The sequence below is a fragment of the Paraburkholderia sp. MM5482-R2 genome (assembly GCF_050436125.1).
GTDB lineage: Bacteria > Pseudomonadota > Gammaproteobacteria > Burkholderiales > Burkholderiaceae > Paraburkholderia > Paraburkholderia tuberum.
In genome coordinates this window covers 1882740-1903322 of sequence record NZ_JBNDLP010000003.1, presented here as the reverse complement: position 1 = coordinate 1903322, position 20583 = coordinate 1882740, and the positions used below count along the sequence as shown (strand labels likewise).

Genomic DNA, 20583 nt, shown 5'->3' with positions numbered 1-20583 from the left:
CTCCAGCCCTGCGACGCAGCAACCCGTCATGCCTGATGACCATAGCGAGTCGGCCCCACCCCTTCCCATCCCGAACAGGACCGTGAAACGACTCCACGCCGATGATAGTGCGGATTGCCCGTGTGAAAGTAGGTAATCGTCAGGCTCCCCCCCAGTCAGAAACCCCACCCGCCGCGGTGGGGTTTTTGCGTTTACGCGGCCGACTTTGCGCGCTTCACTACTTTCCGATCCGCAACGCATCCGCGTAACCCGTCAGTTCCAGATAGGCTCGCCCCACATCCGCATTCTGTTGACTCACCCGTACCGCGCCTTCCCAATACACGGCACCGGTCGACTGTCGTGAGTCGAGTTCCTGATCGTCCATCAGTGGATCGAGTTGCCATGTCAGCGTTCCCGCTCTAACTGTCATCGAGACCGGATACGAAGTATTCGTGTGCGGCGAGCGCCACATGCGACGCGGCGTGAAGTCGACTTCACCGGGGTCGAAATTCGTTACCTGACCATCGGGTCTGCGAAGCGTCGCGTGGGCCCATATTGCATGTCCGTCGCGGCTACGGATCTTGAATGCCATTAGCGCCGAGCCGTCCGTCAAATTGGCGCCGAGCCAATCCCATCCGACCGCATTGGCGTCGAGCAACGTGCTCGACCACTCGTGATCGAGCCATGCGGTCCCCGTCACTGCTGCATCGCGCGTCGTGTCGTTTCCACCTCCGGCTGGGCGCACCACAGTGCCCGTCACGCGGAGTTGCGGTTCGCTGTAGTAATAGCTCGCCTGTTCGGGCCGCGGTCCTTTGCGCGAGTAACCGCGCTCGCCCTGAATCAGCGGAGGCTGCGTTGGCGTGAGTTGGAGGTGTAGCGAGAATCCACTTGCATCGGCGGTGACGTCGTAGTGGCCGTCCGCGGCGCGAATCATTTTCCAGGCGTCGAGTTTGACGTCGGTGTTGGCGGTCTTCGCGTAGGCGAGCCCGAGACCCTGCCGAGCGATGCGTTGATCGTGAACGAGGTGTCCGATGGCCGGATCGCTCAGCGCAGCGTGCGCGATGATCAGTTGCGACGGGGCGAAATCGCTTGGATCGGCGGCATCGTGACCAGTCGCCGTACGGAAGAACGTGATCTGGAATCCGAGCGGTCGGTTGTCGGGCGTCGTGAGCCAGCCTGTCGCGTACCACCATTCGGTGCGGAAAGCCGGATGAGCACCGCTGTCCCGCGGAAACGAGATCGGATGGTCTGGCGTGACTGCCGCGAAGGCGACCGGGGTGGATCCAGTGGAGTCGCTACTAGCGGCGAAAGAGGGCGACACAGCGGCGATGCCAATCCAAAGTAGCCCTCGGAAAAAAAGCTGAAGGCGCCGCGGAGGTGACCCGCCGTGTCGGCGCGCGATGCACGTCGCGCAGCCATCAAGCGCAGAGCAAACCTCGCGAATGGCCGCGCTATCCCGGATCAACCGCATTTCACACGCACGCCGCGCAACTGGCATCACCAGTCCTCCTTCACCGCGCGCACTGCATCCACCGACACCGCGCCGCGTCCCGCGACCACCGCCGTCGTACACGACAGCACCAGCATTACCAACGCGACTGTGCCAAGCACTAACCACGGTACATGCAGCGACATGCTCCAGTGAAACGACTGCGGATTGACGACGAACACGAGAATCAGGCTGATCGCGAAACCAAGCGCGAAACCGAGCGCAATGCCGCATGCGGTGAGCAGACCGCCCTCCGAAGCGAGGATCGCGAGAATCTGCGCGCGCGTCACGCCGACGTGGCGCAACATCCCGAACTCACGGGCGCGCGCGAGCGTCTGCGCGGAAAACGTCGCTGCGACGCCGAACAATCCGATCACGATCGCCACCGCCTCGAGCAGATACGTGACCGCGAAACTGCGATCGAAGATCACCAGCGTGCGCGCACGGATCTCGCCCGGTTGCGACACCTCGAGCGAAGCGCCGAACGGCAGCGCCTTCAAACTTGCGACGACGCGTTCGACAGTCACGCCCGGCTCGACGGTCACGGCGACATCGGTTGCGGTGGAGTCGCCGGTCAGCCGCCGATAATCGGCAAGCCGTATCTGGATCGCGCCGCTCTGCCGCGCGTAGTCGCGCCAGACGCCGGCTACGACGAACGTCTGGCCATGCTCGCCGAGCGACAACCGCACGCGTTGACCTAACTCATACCCATACAGGTCGATCATTGCTTCGGAGACCCAAATAGGTATGTCGCCGGCGCGAAGCGCGGACGGCGGCAGCACCGCGCCGGTCATCTGCAGAGTCGCGCCCGGATCGGTCGCGTCGATTTCGCGGGCGAGCAGCGCGACGTCCGGGCGCGCGGGATCGAGCGTCAGATGTGTAATGCGCGCGAACGCGGCGTTGCCGATGCCGGGCACCGTCGCGATGCGCGTCTGTTCGTCGGGCCGCAAGCCGCCACTGTCGCCGCTATTGCCGCCCGACGCTACGCGCACATACAGATCGGCGGACAGCAGATGCGTGATCCAGTCGTCGACAGACACGCGGAAGCTGGCCACCATGATCGCCATCGCGACGATCAGCGCGAAGCTCGACAGCACGCCGCCCATCGCGATCGACGCCTGCCCCGGCGCATTCGCGAGACGCGCAATCGCGAGCGTGCCCGTCGCGCCCGCGCGGCGTCGCGTGCCGCGCGCGCGGCCTGCCGCGCCGAATATCAGCGCGGTCACGCGCGGCATCAGCGCAATGCCGCCGACGAGCAGCAACGCGACCGCCAGATAACCGGCGATCGGCGCATCGAACCACGGCGGCACGCGCGTCAGCGCGGCGGCCGCCAGCAAACAGCCGAATGCCGGCCACGGCGTGGCGAGCCGCGCCAATGCGCTTTCCTCGGCACCGGCCTTGAGTGCCGGGGCAGGCCGTGCGCGCGCCGCGTCGATGGCGGGCGCGACGCTGCCCAACACCGACACCGCGACCCCGAGCGCGAGAAACACCACGCTCGCGAGCGGCTCGAAGCCGACTCGCGGTTGCACGCCCGGAAAATAGCCGCCGCCGAGATCGCTGCCGAAGAAGCGCAGCGCACCGCTGGCCATCGCGTAGCCGAGCGCAAGTCCACACAACGAGCCGAGCAACCCGAGCAGCGCGCCTTCAAGCAGGATCTGCCGCAATAGCTGAGCTCGCGTGAGCCCGAGCACGCGCAGCATCGCGAATTGCGATCGGCGTCGCACGACACCGAGTGCCTGAGTCGAAAACACGAGGAACGCGCCAGTGAACAGCGCGACCAGCGCGAGCACGTTCATGTTGATCCGGTAAGCACGCGACAGGCGATCGGTGCGGCTCTCGGTGTCGCGCGTCTCGGCGACTACCCATGTGCTGCCGAGCTGCTGTTGCAGATCGCGTTTGAAGCGTTGCCGATCGACACCCCGTGCGAGTTGCACGTCAACGCGCGTCAGCTTGCCCACCTTGCCGAATCGCCATTGCGCGGCGGCGATGTCCATCACCGCGAGCCGTTGACCCGGCCGCGTGCGCACGAGCCCGCCCGCGACGCGCAGATGCAGATCCGACGTACCGCGGCGTAGCGTGACGTCGTCGCCGGTCTTGACGTTCAGCCATTGCTGCGCGGCCGTCGACAGAAATATCGCATCGGAGGCGAGCGTGTCGAACGGGCGATCAGGCGAGGGCACGCCGATCAGATCGGGCGTGATCGACCTCGCCTTGAAGACGTCGATGCCGAGAACGGGCAGTGCACCGGTGCGGCCCGGCACCGCGACGTCGAGCGCGAGCACGGGACTCGCCAGCACCACGCCCGGTTCGTTGGCGAGTCGCGGATAGAGGGACTCGTCGACGAAAGGCTGCGCGCCGCGCACCTGCAGATCCGCTTCGCCTGACAGACTGCGCGCGGCCGCCGAGAATTCGTTGAAGGCGGCGCTGTTGATCAATTGCACCGCGTAGCCGAGCGCGACGCCTAGTGCGATCGTCGCGATGGCGACGATCGCGCGTCCGCGATGACTGCGCCATTCCGCGAACATCAGCCAGCGCGCGAGAACACGATATCCCGGCGCGCGCGGCAGTGGACGAAGGTCAACGGCCATCGTGGGTCGAGCGGGCCGCGGCGTGCGCGACGTTCGCGGCCTTGTCGCGCGCGCCATGCAAGTCGCCGTCGCTGAGGATCAACACGCGGTCCGCCACGGCGGCCGCGGCCTCGGAATGCGTGACCATGATCGTCGCCGCGCCGGTCGCCTTGCATTGCGCGCGGAACAGGCCGAGCACGTCGCGCGCGGTGGCAGGGTCGAGGTTGCCGGTCGGTTCGTCGGCGAGAAGCAGCGTCGGACGATGCACGAGTGCGCGTGCAATGGCTACACGCTGCAATTCGCCGCCGGACAGATCACGCGGAAAGTCGTCGCCGCGTCCGCCGAGGCCGACCGCCGCGAGCATGTCGAGCGCGGCGGCCGTCGGTAGATCATTGAGCAGCAGCGGCAGCGCGACGTTCTGCGCGAGCGTCAGATGCGGCAGCACGTGAAACGCCTGGAACACGAAGCCGAGCTTCTGGCGCCGCAGTCTCGTCGCGGCGTTGTCGTCGAGTTGTTCGACCGGGCGTCCGTCGATTAGCACGCTGCCGCTATCGGCGCGGTCGAGCCCGGCGACCAGGTTGAGCAATGTCGACTTGCCGACGCCCGAGTCGCCCATGATCGCGACGAACTCGCCCGCAGCGAGTGTGAAGTCGAGCTGCGCGAGCACGATGCGGCCGGTGCCGTACCGCTTGCTGAGGCCGCGGCATTCGAGTGCGGGTACGACGTCGTCACGAAGCGCCATGCGAGGAGGTCCGGAAAAGGAGTCGGGCGAGGGGAGCCCGTTGCGCGAATTGAGTGTGCCTCGCCGCGCGAGTTTCTGCAGCAGTTACCATGGCGCGGCGCCGGTCCGTGTAAGGAAAACGGAAGATTCGTGCGCCTGGAGTGGAACAGTTTCAGCGCACCTTGATCGAGGCGCGCGGCACCGCTAGCGACCTCCTCGTCGGTCGGTTTAGACCGCTCGTACAAAAATTTTTTTATCGCCGACGAGGCAAATTTTTGTTTGGTTGCCGCTCGTCAGCGGCCGTCAAAAAGCATTCGACAGCACGATCCGTTCCAGTCGAACCAGCCCCATAAACAGCGAATGTCTAACAGCGGCCAACCTCCGGCTAATTGCCAGCTTTTGCTGCCAAACTGCCAAGGCCTAACGACGCATTTGTAACAATGTGCAAGTGCACATTTCGATCCATTTTGCAAGCGCCCACGTCGCAACAATGTATTGTGGCGCGGATTTCGCGGCTGTTGCGATGCAAAATTATTCTTATCTTGGTAATCTCCCACCCTTGGTCAGTCGGCTGCGGGTAAACGTGTAGCGGGAAACCGCTCCACGCGTCAATTTCAGCGAACTCCAACTTACATTTCCATTTCAATGTCTGCTTGTTTCAGGGGGCGTTGACGCGGCGTTTTGTACTTCAAGTTTTGACAGAGCACATGCCATTGCCTCTCCTAAGTCTTCTCATCTGGATCCCCATCGTCGCCGGGTTCGTGGTTCTGCGCGCCGGGTCGGACGCGGCGCGTAATCGCACACGCTGGCTCGCGCTGATCGGCGCGGTGGCGGGTTTCTTGCCGGTGATCCCGCTCGTGACGAGTTTCCGTAACGACGTGACCTCGATGCAGTTCGTCGAGAACGTCCGCTGGTCGCCGACGTTCGATATCGCATGGCATGTGGGAATCGACGGGATTTCGCTGTGGCTCGTCGCGCTGACCGCGCTGACGACGATCATCATCGTGATCGCATCGTGGGAGTCGATCACGCAGCGCACCGCGCAATACTTCGGCGCGTTCCTGATGCTGTCGGGCTTCATGCAGGGTGTGTTCACGTCCCTCGACGGCATGATGTTCTTCATTGCGTTCGAGGCGACGCTGATCCCGCTGTATCTGCTGATCGGCACCTACGGTCACAAGAACCGCACGTACGCGGCGGTGAAGTTCTTCTTCGTGTCGTTCCTCGGCTCGCTGATGATGCTGATGTCGCTGCTCTATCTGTATAGCCTGACGCACAGCTTCGACCTCGCCGTGTGGCGCGAAGCGCACCTCGACATGGTGCCGCAGGCGCTGATCTTCCTCGGCTTCCTTGCCGCGTTCGGCGTGAAGGTGCCGATGTGGCCGCTGCACACGTGGCTGCCCGACGTGCACCTCGACGGCCCGACGGGCGCCGCGGTGATGATCGGCATGCTGAAGATCGGCGGTTACGGTCTGCTGCGTTTCGCGCTGCCGATCGCGCCGCAAGCGAGCCATTTCTTCGCGCCGATGATGATCACGCTGTCGCTCGTCGCGGTGATCTATTCGAGCCTGCTCGCACTCGTGCAGACCGACATGCGCCGCCTGCTCGCGTATTCGACGGTCGCGCATATGGGCCTCGTCACGCTCGGTCTGTTCGTTTTCAACCGCTTCGGCCAGTCCGGCGCAATCGTGCAGATGATCTCGTACGGCGTGGTGTCCGGCGCGATGCTGTTGTGCACCGGCATGCTCTACGACCGCACGAAATCCGCGTCGATCGCCGAATACGGCGGCGTCGCCAACACGATGCCGCGCTTTGCCGCTTTCGTGATGCTGTTCTCGATGGCCAACATCGGTCTGCCGGGCACGTCGGGTTTCGTCGGCGAATTCATGGTGCTGATGGGCGCGATCCGCTTCAACTTCTGGATCGGTGCGATCGCCGCGACCACCCTGATTCTGAGCGCGGCCTACACGCTGTGGATGTACAAGCGCGTGATCTTCGGTGCGATTGCCAACGCGCGCGTCGCGAAGCTGAAGGACCTCGGCAAGCGCGAGTTCGCGCTGCTCGGTGCGTTGGCGCTGCTGGTGCTCGCGATCGGTCTCGACCCGAAGCCGTTTACCGATGCGATCGATCCGTCGGTCGCCACGCTGCTCGCGCAATCGGAACGCTCGGCGCTGCCGTCGGACTCCGTGCCGACGGAGGGCGGCGAGCATCTGCAGGCAGCGGCGCCCGGACCGGTTCCCGTCGCCACGCAGACTCCGGGTTGAAAGAACAGAGCGCAAGAGTCGTTGTCGCATCCGCGCGTCAGGATGCGGCGACGCTCTTGCGCTTTTGCGCGTCGTTATCAATCCCTTTGTGAATGCATGCGTGTTGCAGTACGTCGAAAACCGCTGCGCGTCCAGCGATTTTTAGCGCTTATTTCAGGGGACTTTTGCGATGCGTCAGCTTTTCGATGCTTCGTTTCGAAGCGTCGCAAACGACGCTGGTGAATAGGGTGCGCGGGGAGATGCGGCAACGTGTCGCACTGCGTCGCGACGCAATAGTTCGTTGCTAAATCGAGTGTTTATTAGCACCCGATGCCCCCCTATTATGCGAGCGCTTATTAATGGAGAGCCGTCGAATGACGTTCGTTGAAGTCAAAAAAACGAGGCAGTGGATATGAAAGGACGGACGCTGAGAAGGCCGGCAAGTTTCATTTCCGCCAGCCTCATGTTGCTGCTTTCGGGTTGCAGCAACCTCGATATTCTGAATCCGAAGGGGAGTGTGGGACTCGCGGAGCGTGATCTGATCGCGACTTCGGTGTGGGCCATGCTGATCGTCGTGGTGCCGGTGATTCTGATGACACTGTTTTTCGCGTGGCGTTACCGCGCATCGAACAGGAACGCCGACTACCAGCCAGGGTGGACGCATTCCACCGCGGTTGAAGTCGTCGTCTGGACGATTCCGACTTTGATCATTCTGTTCCTCGCAGTGTTGACGTGGCGGACGACGCATGAGCTCGATCCGTATCGCCCGCTCGAATCGCAGGTCAAGCCGATCAACGTCGAAGTCGTCGCGCTCGATTGGAAGTGGCTCTTCATCTATCCGGACCTCGGCATCGCGTCGGTGAACCAGCTCGCGATCCCGGTCGGCACGCCGGTGAACTTCCGGATCACGTCGGACACGGTGATGAACTCGTTCTTCATCCCGCAGCTGGGCGGCCAGATCTACGCGATGGCGGGCATGCAGACGCGCCTGCACCTGATCGCCGATCACGCCGGCGACTACGCGGGCACCTCGGCAAACTTCAGCGGCAAGGGCTTCTCGGACATGAAGTTCCGCACGCTCGCCAGCTCTCCTGAAGACTTCAACGCGTGGGTCGCCAAGGTTCGCGCTTCGTCGGATCGTCTCGACATGGACCGCTATCACGCGGTGTCCGAGCCGAGCGAAAAGGACCCGGTGCGGTACTTTTCGACGGTCGATCCGAAGCTGTTCAACAACATCATCGCCCGCTACAACAACGGCAACGTCCTCGACAACAAGGACGCTAACTGTGCGCCTAAGGGGTAACGCATGTTCGGAAAACTAACGCTCGATGCGATCCCGTATCACGAGCCAATCATCGTTACGGCGGGCGCGGGGATGATTCTCGCTGCGCTGGCCGTGCTCGGCGCAATCACGTATTTCGGCAAATGGCGCTACTTGTGGGCCGAATGGTTGACCTCGGTCGACCACAAGAAGATCGGTGTCATGTATATCGTCATTGCCTTCATCATGCTGCTGCGCGGCTTCGCCGACGCGATCATGATGCGTATGCAACTGGCGCTGTCTTACCTGGCCCCGGGCTTTTTGCCGCCGCATCACTACGACCAGATCTTCACCGCGCACGGCGTCATCATGATCTTCTTCATGGCGATGGCGTTCATGGTCGGTCTGATGAACCTCATCGTGCCCCTGCAGATCGGCGCACGCGACGTCGCGTTCCCGTTCATCAACTCGCTGAGCTTCTGGATGACGGCAATCAGCGCGATCCTGATCAATATCTCGCTGGTGATCGGTGAATTCGCGCAGACGGGCTGGCTCGCTTATCCGCCGCTGTCCGAATTGCAGTTCAGCCCCGGCGTCGGCGTCGACTACTACCTGTGGAGCTTGCAGCTCTCCGGTATCGGCACGTTGCTGACCGGGGTGAACTTCTTCGTGACCATCGTGAAGATGCGCGCGCCGGGCATGTCGTTCATGAAGATGCCGGTGTTCACGTGGACCGCGCTGTGCACCAACGTGCTGATCATGGCGTCGTTCCCGATCCTGACCGTCACGCTCGCGCTGCTCGGTCTGGACCGTTACCTCGGCATGCACTTCTTCACGAACGATGCCGGCGGCAACGCGATGCTGTACCTGAACCTGATCTGGGCATGGGGTCACCCCGAGGTGTACATCCTGATCCTGCCGGCGTTCGGTATCTTCTCGGAAGTCGTCGCGACCTTCGCTAAAAAGCCGCTGTTCGGCTACAAGACGATGGTGTGGGCGACCTGCGCGATCATGGTGCTGTCGTTCCTCGTGTGGTTGCACCACTTCTTCACGATGGGTTCCGGCGCGGACGTCAATGCGTTCTTCGGTATCGCGACGATGATCATCTCGATCCCGACTGGCGTCAAAGTGTTCAACTGGCTGTTCACGATCTACAAGGGCCGTCTGCAATTCACGACGCCGGTTTTGTGGACGATCGGCTTCATCATCACTTTCACGATCGGCGGTATGACCGGCGTGATGATGGCGATTCCGGGCGCGGACTTCATGCTGCACAACAGCCTGTTCCTGATCGCTCACTTCCATAACGTAATTATCGGTGGCGTGCTGTTCGGCTATCTGGCCGGCTTCAACTACTGGTTCCCGAAGGCGTTCGGCTTCAAGCTGAACGAGAAGCTCGGCAAGGCCGCGTTCTGGTTCTGGCAGATCGGCTTCTGGGTTGCGTTCACGCCGCTGTACGTGCTCGGCTTCATGGGCATGACGCGTCGTCTGAACCACTACGACAACCCGACCTGGCATCCGTGGCTGATCGCCGCCGCGTTCGGCGCGGTGCTGATCGCAATCGGTATCGCTTGCCAACTGCTGCAACTGGTCGTCAGCATCCGCGATCGCAACCTGAAGGAAAACCGCGACCTCACGGGCGATCCGTGGGACGGTCATACGCTGGAATGGGCGACGAGTTCGCCGCCGCCGGCTTATAACTTCGCGCACATCCCGGACGTCCGCTCGCTCGACGCGTTCACCGAAATGAAGTCGCGCAAGGGCGGTGTGAAAGTGCCGGCGTATCGCGACATTCACATGCCGTCGAATACGTCTGCGGGTCTGTTGGTGGGTCTGTTCTCGCTGGTGCTCGGTTTTGCCGGTGTGTGGCACATCTGGTGGCTTGCGATCGTTGGCGCGGTCGGCGCGATCGCCACCGTGATCATCTACAGCTTCATGGACAACGACGGCTATTACATTCCTGCCGACACTGTTGCGCTGATTGAAGAGAATCGCAACGGCGGTGCTGGTGCCGTGGCCGGTGTCGGCGCAAGCGCCGGCAAGCAGGTCGCGCTGGAGGTGGACTGATGTTACAGAAGACAATTGCGGTTGAGCCGCAACTCGCGCCGGACCATGTGCCGTCGCACTCGGTGTTCGGTTTCTGGCTGTACCTGATGACCGACTGCATCATCTTCGCGGCGCTGTTCGCGGTGTTCGCGGTGATGAGCCACCAGTTCGCGGGCGGTCCGAGCGGCAAGGACCTGTTCGAGATTCCGGGCGTCGCACTTGAAACGACGATGCTGCTGCTCTCGAGTATCACGTACGGCTTCGCGATGCTCGGCGCGCACAAGAACCGCAAGGGCGTGCTGCTCGGCTGGCTCGGCGTGACGTTCCTGCTGGGCCTCGCGTTCCTCGTGCTGGAAATGCGCGAGTTTTCGCACCTGATCGCCGAAGGCGCGGGTCCGAGCCGCAGCGCGTTCCTGTCGTCGTTCTTCACGCTGGTCGGCACGCACGGCCTGCACGTGACGTTCGGCCTGATCTGGATGGTCGTGCTGGCGCTGCAGGTGATGCGTCATCGCGACCTGACCGAACGCGACATGATCCGTCTGACGTGCCTGAGCCTTTTCTGGCACTTCCTCGACGTCGTGTGGATCGGCGTTTTCACCTTTGTCTATCTTGCGAGCGTGATCTAAATGGACCATAGTCATAGCGCCCATGGCGCACACTCGGAAGGCGGTCACGGCAGCTTCGGCAGCTATACGGCGGGCTTCGTGCTCTCCGTCATTCTGACCTTCGCGGCCTTCGCGATCGTAATGACCGGCACGTTGACTGGCCAGAGCGCGTTGCTCGCGATCGCGGGTCTCGCGTTCGTGCAGATCCTCGTGCATCTGGTGTTCTTCCTGCATATGAACACGTCGTCGTCGCAGCGCTGGAACGTGACGGCGTTTGCGTTCACCGTGCTGACCGCTGTGATCGTGGTTGGCGGGACGTTGTGGGTGTTGCATAACGTCAGCATGAATATGATGTCGCGCTAAGCGGATAACGCTTTAGCGTCAGCCTCGGAAAAAAGCCCCGCAAGATTTCGATCTTGCGGGGCTTTTGTTTTGTCTGGACGGTTTGTTTTTTTACTAATTAAAGTCAAATGATCTCTTGGTCAATTCGAGCTTGTTGATATCATTGAGAAAATTTAAGAATGGTATTCCAGATCTTTTTGTTCATCACTGGTGACTGGCGGCCGTAAGGTTTGGAAGGCGAGGACTATTGGAGCTTGCTTCTTGAGAGTTGGAAGAGGTTTGTCGCTGATTCGATCGGTAAATTTAACTGGTGACCGACGGATGCCAGTTGGCCCACTGCGGTCGCGTGTGAAAATCTGCAGCAGATCCTCAGGTACAATGCAGCCGGCCTAATTGAGTTGGGTGTCGTTGACTCTTGGGCGGCCGGTCTTGCATCAGGTCATACAGTTTCGGTCTCGCATATTCCACAACTTTTGCTATCGCATGAATTCGATTACAACGGAACAAGATCCTGTGTTCTCCTCGCTTGCAGTAGCGACTGAAGAGCGCCCGGACGCGCCAAATACCGTGGCAAACGCGGGATCCTTAGATACAGCCCAGCACTTCTGGCGCAAAGACGAGAACCGTCTAATGCTGCGCGACATGATTCTGGACGAGCGGCGCAGAATCAAAGCGATCGAAGGCCGATATCGCGCGATCGCGGATGCGGCTGCGGCCGAAGTGGCGACAATGCGCGAGACATCTGCGCAGTCCATCACAGGGCCACGTCGTTCATGGACGCGATTCCTGCATCCTCTGACCAAGCACTTGAAGCGGGTCATGCCGTCCGTTCAGTTAGAAGGCGCTCCACTGCCGCCGGTGACGCCTCCGGAGGCAGGTCGTGCTATCGAAGTCGACTATAGCGTCAAGGTTCCGTTTCAGTTTCCGACGTTGAATCAGATAAAAACGGAGCGCGTCGCTGCGATCATTCATTTGTTTTATCCTGAACTCGCGCCAGAGTTCCGTGTGTATTTGAACAACATTCCGGTCGGTGTCGATGTATATATATCGACCTGTGATTTATTCTCGGCCGGATTAATCCAGAATGCTTTCAAGGGCTGGACGAAAGGCACGGTCGAAGTTTGTGTTGTCCAGAACCGCGGTCGCGATATCGCGCCAAAATTGCTCGCGTTCAAGAGCGTTTTCGAGCGCTATGACTTCGTTCTATGTCTGCATGGCAAGCGTTCACATCATGCAAGTGCATTGGCTCAATGGCGTCACTTTCTTCTCGAAAGTCTTTCCGGTTCGGCTGAAGTCGTCAGCAGTGTCCTTTACGCATTCGAGCATGATCCCAACCTGGGGATGGTCGCCGCTCAGCATTTTGAAACAATGCGGCACTGGACCAATTGGGGGGGCAACTTCGACGGCGCGCAGGGGCTTGCAAACCGTCTCGGTTTCGCTATAGACAAATCGACACCGCTCGATTTTCCATCGGGATCGATGTTCTGGGCGCGGACGGCGGCCCTGAAAAATCTCGTCGAGTTGAATCTGAGTCTCGAAGATTTTCCGGCTGAAACAAATCAGACGGACGCCACGCTCGCGCATTCAATCGAACGGCTTTTCTTCTACGCTTGCGAGCGTGCAGGTTTTCATTGGATGAAAATTGCGCGGCCAGAGCTGTATGAGAAAACTCCGGCGATGATCGCCATTGCCTCCGCGCGGGAGTTGAAAGCTTTTGCAAAGCATTATGTTTTTCATCTTCTTGACCCAAAGGGTGTCAAGATCCGCGCCGTTCGGCCGACACCGATCGCAGAACCGCCTCGACGATTGGCCGACATCATTCAGCAACGCGCTCTCGGTCTGCAGGTCAAAACGCCACACAACGCAAAGGTCGTTATCGGGATCGTCACCTATAACAATGACCGAGCGGAACTTCAACGTGCGGTCGAAGCGGCTCGTATCTCTCTCTCCGAGGCCGACCTGCCAGTAGCGAACAGTCTCTTCCTGCTCGATAACGGTGACCCCACCGAACATTACGATTTAGACCGCAGCTTCCTGACACGTTTTCAATCCGAGGGCAATGTTGGCTTTGGCGCTGGTCACAATAGGTTGATGCGTGCGGCTTTCGACGACGGTGCTGACATCTATATTTGCCTCAATCCGGATGGAGTTTTGCATCCGGACGCGATTGGCAGCCTGGTTAAAGCCGTATTCACGGCAGACGGAAGATCATTGGTCGAAGCACTTCAATTTCCTTCAGAACACCCCAAACCCTACGATTCATTGACGCTCGAAACTCCTTGGGTTTCTGGTGCGTGCCTGGCAATTTCCAAGACGTGCTTCGAGGAAGTGGGTGGGTTCGATGAGAGCTTCTTTATGTATTGCGAGGATGTCGACCTTTCCTGGCGTGCCAGAGCGCTTGGATTCAGTCTGAAAACTTGTCCGCAGGCACTTTTCCTTCATCGTGTCACCAATCGCAAGATGAGCGCGTCGACGGTAGAAATGATCTACACAGCTGCTTGCTTGTTAGCGAGGAAGTGGCGTGGCGCGGAGTTCGAGCAGTGGTTGCGGAGCGAAATGGATGGCTTGGGGAAGCAATTACCTCAGCATTATCCAGAGCCTGTTCCCGTTGAGTGGAGCAAGATCGCCGATTTCACCGCACACACAAGCTTCGCGAAACCGCGTTGGTAAAACCATGATTGAAGATCAAGTAGACTGTATCGTTAGGCTTCACGACGTCAAGCGCCTTAATGAGCTGGAACGTTGCGTTTTCTCGCTTGTCGGTCAAACCTATCGTCCACTCAATATTATTGTTGTGTTACAAAGGTTCTCGCCTTCTGATATCGCACAGGTCGAGGCATCGCTTGCTCGCTTGCTCAAGATGCACGACGCTCCTTCGCTGGAGTTAGTGAATTTCGCTTCGGAAGAACCAAAAGATGCGCGAACAGAACTGTTGAATCTGGGCCTATCCAAGGCTAGCGGTCAGTATGTCGCTTTTCTTGACTACGATGATGTGTTGTATCCGGAGGCTTACAGTCTTCTGGTCGACCGATTGAAGACAAGCAACGCCGCAATTGTCTTCTCATCTGTCAGAGTGGTGCACGCCGATGTATCCCCGCAATTTATCGTGGCTACGCGCGCAGATTCTGCGGTTTTTCCTGGCGAAGGTATCGAGGATCTGTTCGTGGCTAACTTCTGCCCGATTCATTCCTATATGATCGATAGATCGATTACTTCTGCCGAACTCTATTTCGATCCTCTGCTGACTTGGGAGGAAGATTACGATCTTCTGCTACGCATTACGGCCGCATATCCCTCAGATTTCAAATTGGTTGGCACCATCGTCGGTGACTATTACATCAAATCTGATCTGAGTAATTCGACAGGCGTTGCAGGGGCGGAAGGCAAGCTGAGTGGCGAGCGCTTACGCGAATACGAGCAGGTCGCCGCGTTGATTGAGGCTCGACGCAGAATTACCCGACTCAGTGAGACTGTTAAAAATCAGCTGGGTCTGCGAGACCGTGCCGAAAATCTGACAATCCGAAATGCTCTGAAAGAATTAGGTGTCGATGAGGTATTCGCCGAGTCTGTCGCCGCCGGTGCCGCCGATAGACCGAAAGTCGAAATCGCAGTTGCGGCACCGATCCACCCCAACGACGACGTGTTCGAGGGTTCTATAGCCCACTATGAATCGGCCGGTTCGCAGATGGCGGAATTTGTGGAGCGGGCTGCCAGGTTGGTCGGTAGCAAAAATCCAACAATCCTTCAGCTTCCCTGTGGTTACGGACGCACCACCCGGCATCTCGTTAAGAAGTTCACGTCATCTGATGTCCACGTTGCAGATATCGTGGCGCCGGCTGTAGACTTTTGCCGTTCGACCTTCGGCGTACACGGGCATGACATCATTGCCCCGTTCTTTGAATTTGCCTCAATCGAAAACGGAAAGTTCGACGTCGCTGCACTGGAGTCCCTCCTCACCCATCTGTCGCTGGCAGACGGCCGATCTGCAATGAAGCATTTCTTCGGCAAGCTTCGGTCTGGCGGCATTGCTGTCGTAACCACACACGGCGCGCGGTCGAGAGAGCGTCTAAGTGAAACCGATTGCTATTCGGTAGGAGAAGAAGCGCGAAAACGCCTGCTTTCTTCTTACGATGCGGGAGAATACGCCTTTGTTGAATCTCAACCTAAAAATTCGTCGCGAGCCAGAGTCGCCAAAGATTTCGGGGAAAGTTACGGTGTTTCGATGATTCCGGAACGCTGGCTTCGGACTTTCTGCGAAGAAAACAAACTTACGATCGTGGAACGTATCGTTGGCGGCTGGGACGACAACCAGGACGTTTATTTCATTCGGAAATAACTACTCGGCGCTGAATAATCGCATCACGCTGGCGAGCACGGCCCACTTCGTCCGCCTGATGAACAACGACATCGAAGTCATCAACGCCGACTGGCTCGAAAAAATGATTTCGTTGTCGCTGCAGGCGAACGTGGGCGCGAATCGGGCGTAGCCGGTTCAGCACAGCAGCGTGGTGCTCGGCGTCGGCGATTTGCGAACCCATACGCCGAAAAAAATCAGCCGCTTCAATCAGGAATTCGAGGTGGTCCGGCAGCGCCGGGGCGATCTGGTATTGAGCGCCCATCATTGCTCGCCCAAACCGACGCTGACCGCCGACGACTTTCCTTCGCATGGCCTTCAGGGATTGCAAAACTTGGTTAATCTGGGACCGAACAACAAGACAGAGTGGCTGGCAGAGTACTGGCACCCGTCGCCGGCAGAGCAGTTCTGCCTGCCGAGCGCGATCTACTTTCTGGTGAAATTCAGAGCCGACCTCGCGCCCTTCGATTCGAATACGCTGGACGATCGGGTCACGCTGTACTTCTGGTGGGAAATGACGGCGCGTGAGACATACCCGGATTTCCACTGGGCGCTTCGTCAGGAAGATCTTGAATATCTGCATCAACTCGATAACGATACGCTGATCGATCAGCATCCGGACGCAGTTACATACTGGCTGGGCGCGACCGCACCGAGCGTGCTCGACACAAAGCACCTCGCCGAAACCTTGCTCGAACCGATTTCCTGGCCCGAACTGCTGGAGCCGATCGACTCGCCCCAGTCCAGCAACATACCGGTTCCGCGCTTTCTCGCGCTCATTACGACCGGGCGCCCCGATCTGCGCAGCGCCTTCGACCTGACTACGCTGACCGGCCGGCTCGCTTGCCTGAGCTGGTGGGCGGAGCACGGTTACCTCGAGTACAAGCGGATCAAGTGGGCCCAGCCGCCTATCGGCGGCGGGCTACTCGAACCCACGCAGCCCGCTGTTGACGACGGCCCCCACGTGCCGCGCTTTCTGTCGCAGATCGTCGGGGAACGGTCGGACCTCCACGCCGCGTTCGGTTCGCTGTACACTTTTGTCGGTCGGCTCAATTGCCTGTCGTGGTGGCTCGAACATGGTCAGTCCCAGTATCGCGCGATCAAGTGGGTCCCGCCCACGGTGCCCGCGCCGCTGTTCGAGATGGAATGGGGCGAGCATCCCGACTGGCTGCCGGTGCCGCGCTTCCTGCGAATGATCGTCGAGGAGCGAACGGATCTGCAAGAGTTCTGCTCGCTGGACAGCTTCGTCGGACGCATCAAGTGCTTGTCGTGGTGGGACAGAGACGGACAACACGAGTATCGCGCCATTAAATGGTCGGCTGTCCGTCTGGCCGACGTGCTGTCCAACATCGACAACGAGCAGCAGGCTGATACCTCGTTGCTGCCGCGCTTTCTGATTCTGATCGCGAATGACCGCGCCGATCTGCGCAGCGTCTACGACATGAACACGGAAGCGGGTCGCGCTCAGCTCGTGAGCTGGTGGAACGAGTGGGCCGAAGTCGAATATCCGTTGCTTGGATCGCTCAAGATACGGCGGGTCGAGAGCGCCGAAGACGACAGCGATGACCACGAGCGCGAGCCGGCCCGCTATCGCGCGCGTCTTGAAGGGGTCGGCTATGACCACGGCGTGAACGTGATCGGCTTCCCGCAAGGCGTGCTCGGCCTGGGCGAAGATGCCCGCATGGCCGGGCGCGTGCTGCAACTGTCGTCCACGCCGGTCACGCTGATCAACGCGCCAATGGCGGGACCCGCGCGCCTCGAACACTCGGTCGATCATCTGATCAGCGACGAGCTCAAGTACAACATCAGCCTGATCTGCCTGCCGGCGCCGGAAATGGTGCGCCTTGCGCTGGAGGGCGGCCGTAAATTTATCGACGCACCGACGTACAAGATCGGCGCGTGGCCGTGGGAACTGCCTCACTGGCCGAGCGCGTTCGGCAAGGTGCATCAGATGGTCGACGAGATCTGGGCGCAGAGCCGGTTCGTCCAGAGCGTCTACAGCCGGCTCGGCAACACGCCGGTCTACCAGATGCCGATGGCGGTCGAAGTCCCCGCGCCGCTTGAGCCGAAGCGCGAGCGCTTTGGCCTGCCGGCCAACGAGTTCCTGTTCTACCTGATGTTCGACGGCAACTCGTGGCTGAGCCGCAAGAATCCGCTCGCCGGCGTGCAGGCGTTCAAGCAGGCGTTCGGCGAGAGCTCGCCGGGCGTCGGGCTCGTCATCAAGGCGATGAACGTGCGCGACGACGACCCGGTGTGGCGCGCCGTGCTCGACCTTGTCGCGGGCGATAGCCGCATTCACATCGTGTCCGAGCGCCTGAGCCGCCAGGACTCGACCGACTTCATGGCCTGCTGCGACGCCTACATTTCGCTGCACCGTAGCGAAGGCTTCGGCCGCGTGATCGCGGAGGCGATGGCGTTGGGGCAGCCGGTCGTGGTCACGAACTTCTCTGGCAACGTCGACTTTTGCGAACCCGACACCGCGTTCCTCGTGGATGGCGAACTCGTGCCGCTGCGCCCCGGCGACTACCTGTTCGCCGAAGGTCAGTACTGGTGCGATCCGGAGGTATCGATCGCGGCGGAACAGCTCAAACGCATGATCGACGATGCGCCACTCCGTGAGCGCATCGCACTGGCGGGGAAGGCGCGCATCGAGCGCGACTACTCAGTTGAGGCAGTCGCACGCGCGTATGCGCGACGGTTGAACGACATTGCGGAGGCGAAGACGATATGACGCTGCGGGTATGTGCTCCGGACATTTTCTCGGCCGATGCGGTGGGTAACCACCGCATCGGCTTTGTTTGAATGGCTGAGCGTCCTGGTTTCCAGGCCGAGCTGTATGCAATTGGCTTCGATGCCCTAGATGTAGATCCTAAGCAGCACGCCAAGATGGTAGGACGGGCGTCCGGTGACTCTGGAGTGGTACCGTTAAAACCGAGGTCGTCAAAGTTTAGCTCGTCGACAAAAGCATCTGCGACCCTGACCGGATTGTCCTGTCGGATGTAGTCATCGACGCATTCGGGAAGCAGTGCGACCTGCTAGCGGTCATCGCCTTCAACAAATCGCTTCATGATTCACCCGGTCTCAGTGCGTTGATTCAGTTTAGGCGATCAATGCGTTTTCGCACACTCTGGGTCCGGCTACGGCCGACCGCGTGGGGCGACAGTTGGCCAGAAACGGTCTTCGGTGTCCGATTGTCCTTGGAGAGGCCGACAAGCCTCATACCTCGCGTGGCGAGCGGTACTTCAGCTCGCTATGAGGGTGATGTTCGTTGAAGTGCTCAAACGCGAGTGGGCACGACCGGAGCAGGACGGCGTCTCACGCCATATGCCAACCCCGCTGCCAAGTCCCCGCACATTGTATCGTTTGCACAGACCCTGCAATCTTAACCCTGAATCCCTCCTGCGCCTCCTCCGGTAACCGAACAGCAAAGCCACAACGATCGGACCCATAGCCCGCAGCAGCCACATCCGGCCGCGGGTTGCCAGTCAGCGTCGTCGCAACCAGCTTTTCCCGTACCCATATTTCAATCGGTACGCATTTGTCCGGTACGCTCAGATTCACCGCCCAGCCGTGCACCATGTCGTCATTCACTGCGTCCACGAAACCATCGAACAGGTCGCCGCATTCGCGGCGACGCGAATGCGCCAGCTCGATATATGCATCGATCGGAGAGAGATCAGCCGAGGTAGCGACTTCGCGCACCATGCGCAAATGATTTTCGTCGAATCCGAACATGTTCGACTTACCGGTATAAATATAGGGATTGTCGAGAGCATCGATCTGCCGCTGAATCAGGCGAACAGCGTCTATGGCCCGGGTATAAATAGCGCCGTACGACTCCCGTTCCCGTGTGATGTCATCGCACACGTATTGGTACAACTCGTAGTCCAGTTGGTTGTCTTCGACAAATTTTTTACGGGCTCGTTCGGATAGCGGCGAGCGCTCCTTGGGCACGCCTTCCGTCACATTCGTCCGGATGAAGAACGGCAAACGCATTCCGGTTCTACCGCAAAGACGAAGCAGAAAATCGCTCATGTCTTCACAGAGACCGACTGTCGGGATATGTTGCCGGACGTTCTCAATCGCGATTTCGAGGCTTTCACGGTTCACGCGGCCATGGCCGCTCAGCATTTGCACGAACAGATTCTTGCCGCTGCACGATTCGCTCACCCAGTCGTCCAGCGACAATTCACCGCCTTGCGCCAGCGCTTCAGCCTCGGAAACCGAAACTCCGCGCGCGACGCCCCCGTTTTTTCCGTTACGCGCGAACCAGTAATGCGAGGTCTGCCGACTAAGCGGGTTGCGCAAAATACTGCAATATTCCAACGGCATCTTGAGGTCTCGATGAATGCCGATAGGATCATGACCGCCGCCGATTCCGCTTGCCAAAAATCGCTCTCGTGTTTTTTCCCGAGATACCCCACCCCACACGAAATTGATGAATTTATCGCGATCGAGATTAAGGTCAAAAAAGGAAATAACAGTGGAACCGCCACATTTCGGCGGATGTATGAAGAACAGAGGTTTGTTCACGTAGGACATTGGTATGTGTTGGGGAGCCTCAATCTTAAATCCAATGGCGGACTCTAGGTGTAACAACCAATTGTCACATGAGGTCGGCAATCGGGTGCTCGGCGGCATGCGCGTGCCCGACGAGTTCGTGCGGCACCGCGTGCTCGATCTGGTCGGCGACATGGCGATGGCCGGCGCGCCATTGCTGGGCCGCGTGAGCGCGTTGCGGCCGAGTCACGAAATGAACTACCGGCTCGTCGCCGCGCTGCTCGCGGATCGCGACGCGTGGGAATGGGCGGAATTCGCCGTGTTGGTGAGCAACAAGCGCGCATACGCGCTGTACCGGCGTCTCGGCTTCGTCGAATTGCCGCGCCGCGCGCCGGTTTCGGCGCGCTTGCCGCGCGAGCTCGAGTCGGTGCGAATGGAGTGGCTTGGCAAGCAATAAGTGGCGCGGAAAAAAAGAC

At 59.8% G+C, this 20583-nt stretch carries 13 protein-coding genes, 1 rRNA gene and 2 pseudogenes; 10 read left to right on the top strand and 6 right to left on the bottom strand.

The genetic code is table 11. From position 1 onward, the window contains the following. Positions 1-31: 31 nt before the first annotated feature. Positions 32-145 (top strand): 5S ribosomal RNA (rrf, locus tag OKW37_RS30835). Between the two features lie 72 nt (positions 146-217). Here rrf and OKW37_RS30830 read toward each other — a convergent pair. Genes OKW37_RS30830 through OKW37_RS30820 form a run of 3 tightly spaced genes read right to left on the bottom strand, consistent with a single transcriptional unit; the run spans position 218 to position 4777 of the window. Continuing rightward, on the bottom strand, positions 218-1477 hold the full coding sequence (locus tag OKW37_RS30830; protein ID WP_429403175.1) for a lipocalin-like domain-containing protein: 1260 nt from the start codon (positions 1475-1477) through the stop codon (positions 218-220). After that, complete coding sequence (locus OKW37_RS30825; RefSeq protein WP_429403174.1) at positions 1477-4056, bottom strand: FtsX-like permease family protein; 2580 nt, start codon at positions 4054-4056, stop codon at positions 1477-1479. The genes OKW37_RS30830 and OKW37_RS30825 overlap by 1 nt, the downstream gene beginning before the upstream one ends. Beyond that, positions 4046-4777 (bottom strand): ABC transporter ATP-binding protein, encoded by a 732-nt coding sequence (locus tag OKW37_RS30820; protein ID WP_429403173.1) that lies wholly within the window; start codon positions 4775-4777, stop codon positions 4046-4048. Before OKW37_RS30820 ends, OKW37_RS30825 begins: the two co-directional genes overlap by 11 nt. Positions 4778-5463: 686 nt before the next feature. On the opposite strand from OKW37_RS30820, the gene OKW37_RS30815 reads away from it, so the two are divergent. The 7 genes from OKW37_RS30815 (at position 5464) to OKW37_RS30785 (ending at position 15589) form a co-directional block, all read left to right on the top strand. Then, entirely contained in the window at positions 5464-7020 is a 1557-nt protein-coding gene (locus OKW37_RS30815) for an NADH-quinone oxidoreductase subunit M (protein ID WP_184060281.1), read from the top strand. A gap of 391 nt (positions 7021-7411) precedes the next feature. Further along, a complete protein-coding gene (cyoA, locus tag OKW37_RS30810; RefSeq protein WP_184060279.1) occupies positions 7412-8302 on the top strand; it encodes a ubiquinol oxidase subunit II in 891 nt (296 codons plus the stop codon). A gap of 3 nt (positions 8303-8305) precedes the next feature. Continuing rightward, positions 8306-10327 (top strand): cytochrome o ubiquinol oxidase subunit I, encoded by a 2022-nt coding sequence (gene cyoB / locus OKW37_RS30805; protein WP_429353803.1) that lies wholly within the window; start codon positions 8306-8308, stop codon positions 10325-10327. Continuing rightward, a complete protein-coding gene (gene cyoC / locus OKW37_RS30800; RefSeq protein ID WP_018425052.1) occupies positions 10327-10932 on the top strand; it encodes a cytochrome o ubiquinol oxidase subunit III in 606 nt (201 codons plus the stop codon). Before cyoB ends, cyoC begins: the two co-directional genes overlap by 1 nt. After that, entirely contained in the window at positions 10933-11274 is a 342-nt protein-coding gene (cyoD, locus tag OKW37_RS30795; RefSeq protein WP_429403172.1) for a cytochrome o ubiquinol oxidase subunit IV, read from the top strand. Between the two features lie 462 nt (positions 11275-11736). Further along, complete coding sequence (locus OKW37_RS30790; protein ID WP_429403171.1) at positions 11737-13923, top strand: rhamnan synthesis F family protein; 2187 nt, start codon at positions 11737-11739, stop codon at positions 13921-13923. A gap of 4 nt (positions 13924-13927) precedes the next feature. Continuing rightward, positions 13928-15589 carry a glycosyltransferase gene (locus tag OKW37_RS30785; protein ID WP_429403170.1) on the top strand — a complete coding sequence of 554 codons (1662 nt, stop codon included), beginning with the start codon at positions 13928-13930 and terminating at the stop codon, positions 15587-15589. Here OKW37_RS30785 and OKW37_RS30780 read toward each other — a convergent pair. Then, complete coding sequence (locus tag OKW37_RS30780) at positions 15576-15872, bottom strand: hypothetical protein (RefSeq protein ID WP_429510008.1); 297 nt, start codon at positions 15870-15872, stop codon at positions 15576-15578. The two genes, OKW37_RS30785 and OKW37_RS30780, sit on opposite strands and share 14 nt — an antisense overlap. Positions 15873-15941: 69 nt before the next feature. On the opposite strand from OKW37_RS30780, the gene OKW37_RS30775 reads away from it, so the two are divergent. Beyond that, entirely contained in the window at positions 15942-18338 is a 2397-nt protein-coding gene (locus OKW37_RS30775; RefSeq protein WP_429403168.1) for a glycosyltransferase family 4 protein, read from the top strand. Between the two features lie 128 nt (positions 18339-18466). On the opposite strand, the pseudogene OKW37_RS30770 reads toward OKW37_RS30775, so the two are convergent. Together OKW37_RS30770 and OKW37_RS30765 are read right to left on the bottom strand one after the other, a co-directional pair. Beyond that, a pseudogene (locus OKW37_RS30770) lies at positions 18467-18633 on the bottom strand (IS5/IS1182 family transposase); the annotation flags it as partial. A 289-nt stretch (positions 18634-18922) separates the two neighbouring features. Beyond that, complete coding sequence (locus OKW37_RS30765) at positions 18923-20149, bottom strand: chondroitin 4-O-sulfotransferase (RefSeq protein WP_222944822.1); 1227 nt, start codon at positions 20147-20149, stop codon at positions 18923-18925. A 73-nt stretch (positions 20150-20222) separates the two neighbouring features. On the opposite strand from OKW37_RS30765, the pseudogene OKW37_RS30760 reads away from it, so the two are divergent. Then, positions 20223-20423: pseudogene (locus OKW37_RS30760) on the top strand (UDP-3-O-acyl-N-acetylglucosamine deacetylase); the annotation flags it as partial. Between the last annotated feature and the right edge of the window lie 160 nt (positions 20424-20583).

What these genes read in the sequence shown, in the direction of transcription:
- cyoA (WP_184060279.1), top strand. Translation starts at nt 7,412, where the DNA reads ATGAAAGGACGGACGCTGAGAAGGCCGGCAAGTTTCATTTCCGCCAGC.
- cyoD (WP_429403172.1), top strand. Translation starts at nt 10,933, where the DNA reads ATGGACCATAGTCATAGCGCCCATGGCGCACACTCGGAAGGCGGTCAC.
- OKW37_RS30815 (WP_184060281.1), top strand. Translation starts at nt 5,464, where the DNA reads ATGCCATTGCCTCTCCTAAGTCTTCTCATCTGGATCCCCATCGTCGCC.
- OKW37_RS30820 (WP_429403173.1), bottom strand. Translation starts at nt 4,777, where the DNA reads ATGGCGCTTCGTGACGACGTCGTACCCGCACTCGAATGCCGCGGCCTC.
- cyoB (WP_429353803.1), top strand. Translation starts at nt 8,306, where the DNA reads ATGTTCGGAAAACTAACGCTCGATGCGATCCCGTATCACGAGCCAATC.
- OKW37_RS30785 (WP_429403170.1), top strand. Translation starts at nt 13,928, where the DNA reads ATGATTGAAGATCAAGTAGACTGTATCGTTAGGCTTCACGACGTCAAG.
- OKW37_RS30780 (WP_429510008.1), bottom strand. Translation starts at nt 15,872, where the DNA reads ATGGGCGCTCAATACCAGATCGCCCCGGCGCTGCCGGACCACCTCGAA.
- OKW37_RS30765 (WP_222944822.1), bottom strand. Translation starts at nt 20,149, where the DNA reads ATGTCCTACGTGAACAAACCTCTGTTCTTCATACATCCGCCGAAATGT.
- OKW37_RS30825 (WP_429403174.1), bottom strand. Translation starts at nt 4,056, where the DNA reads ATGGCCGTTGACCTTCGTCCACTGCCGCGCGCGCCGGGATATCGTGTT.
- OKW37_RS30830 (WP_429403175.1), bottom strand. Translation starts at nt 1,477, where the DNA reads ATGCCAGTTGCGCGGCGTGCGTGTGAAATGCGGTTGATCCGGGATAGC.
- OKW37_RS30790 (WP_429403171.1), top strand. Translation starts at nt 11,737, where the DNA reads ATGAATTCGATTACAACGGAACAAGATCCTGTGTTCTCCTCGCTTGCA.
- cyoC (WP_018425052.1), top strand. Translation starts at nt 10,327, where the DNA reads ATGTTACAGAAGACAATTGCGGTTGAGCCGCAACTCGCGCCGGACCAT.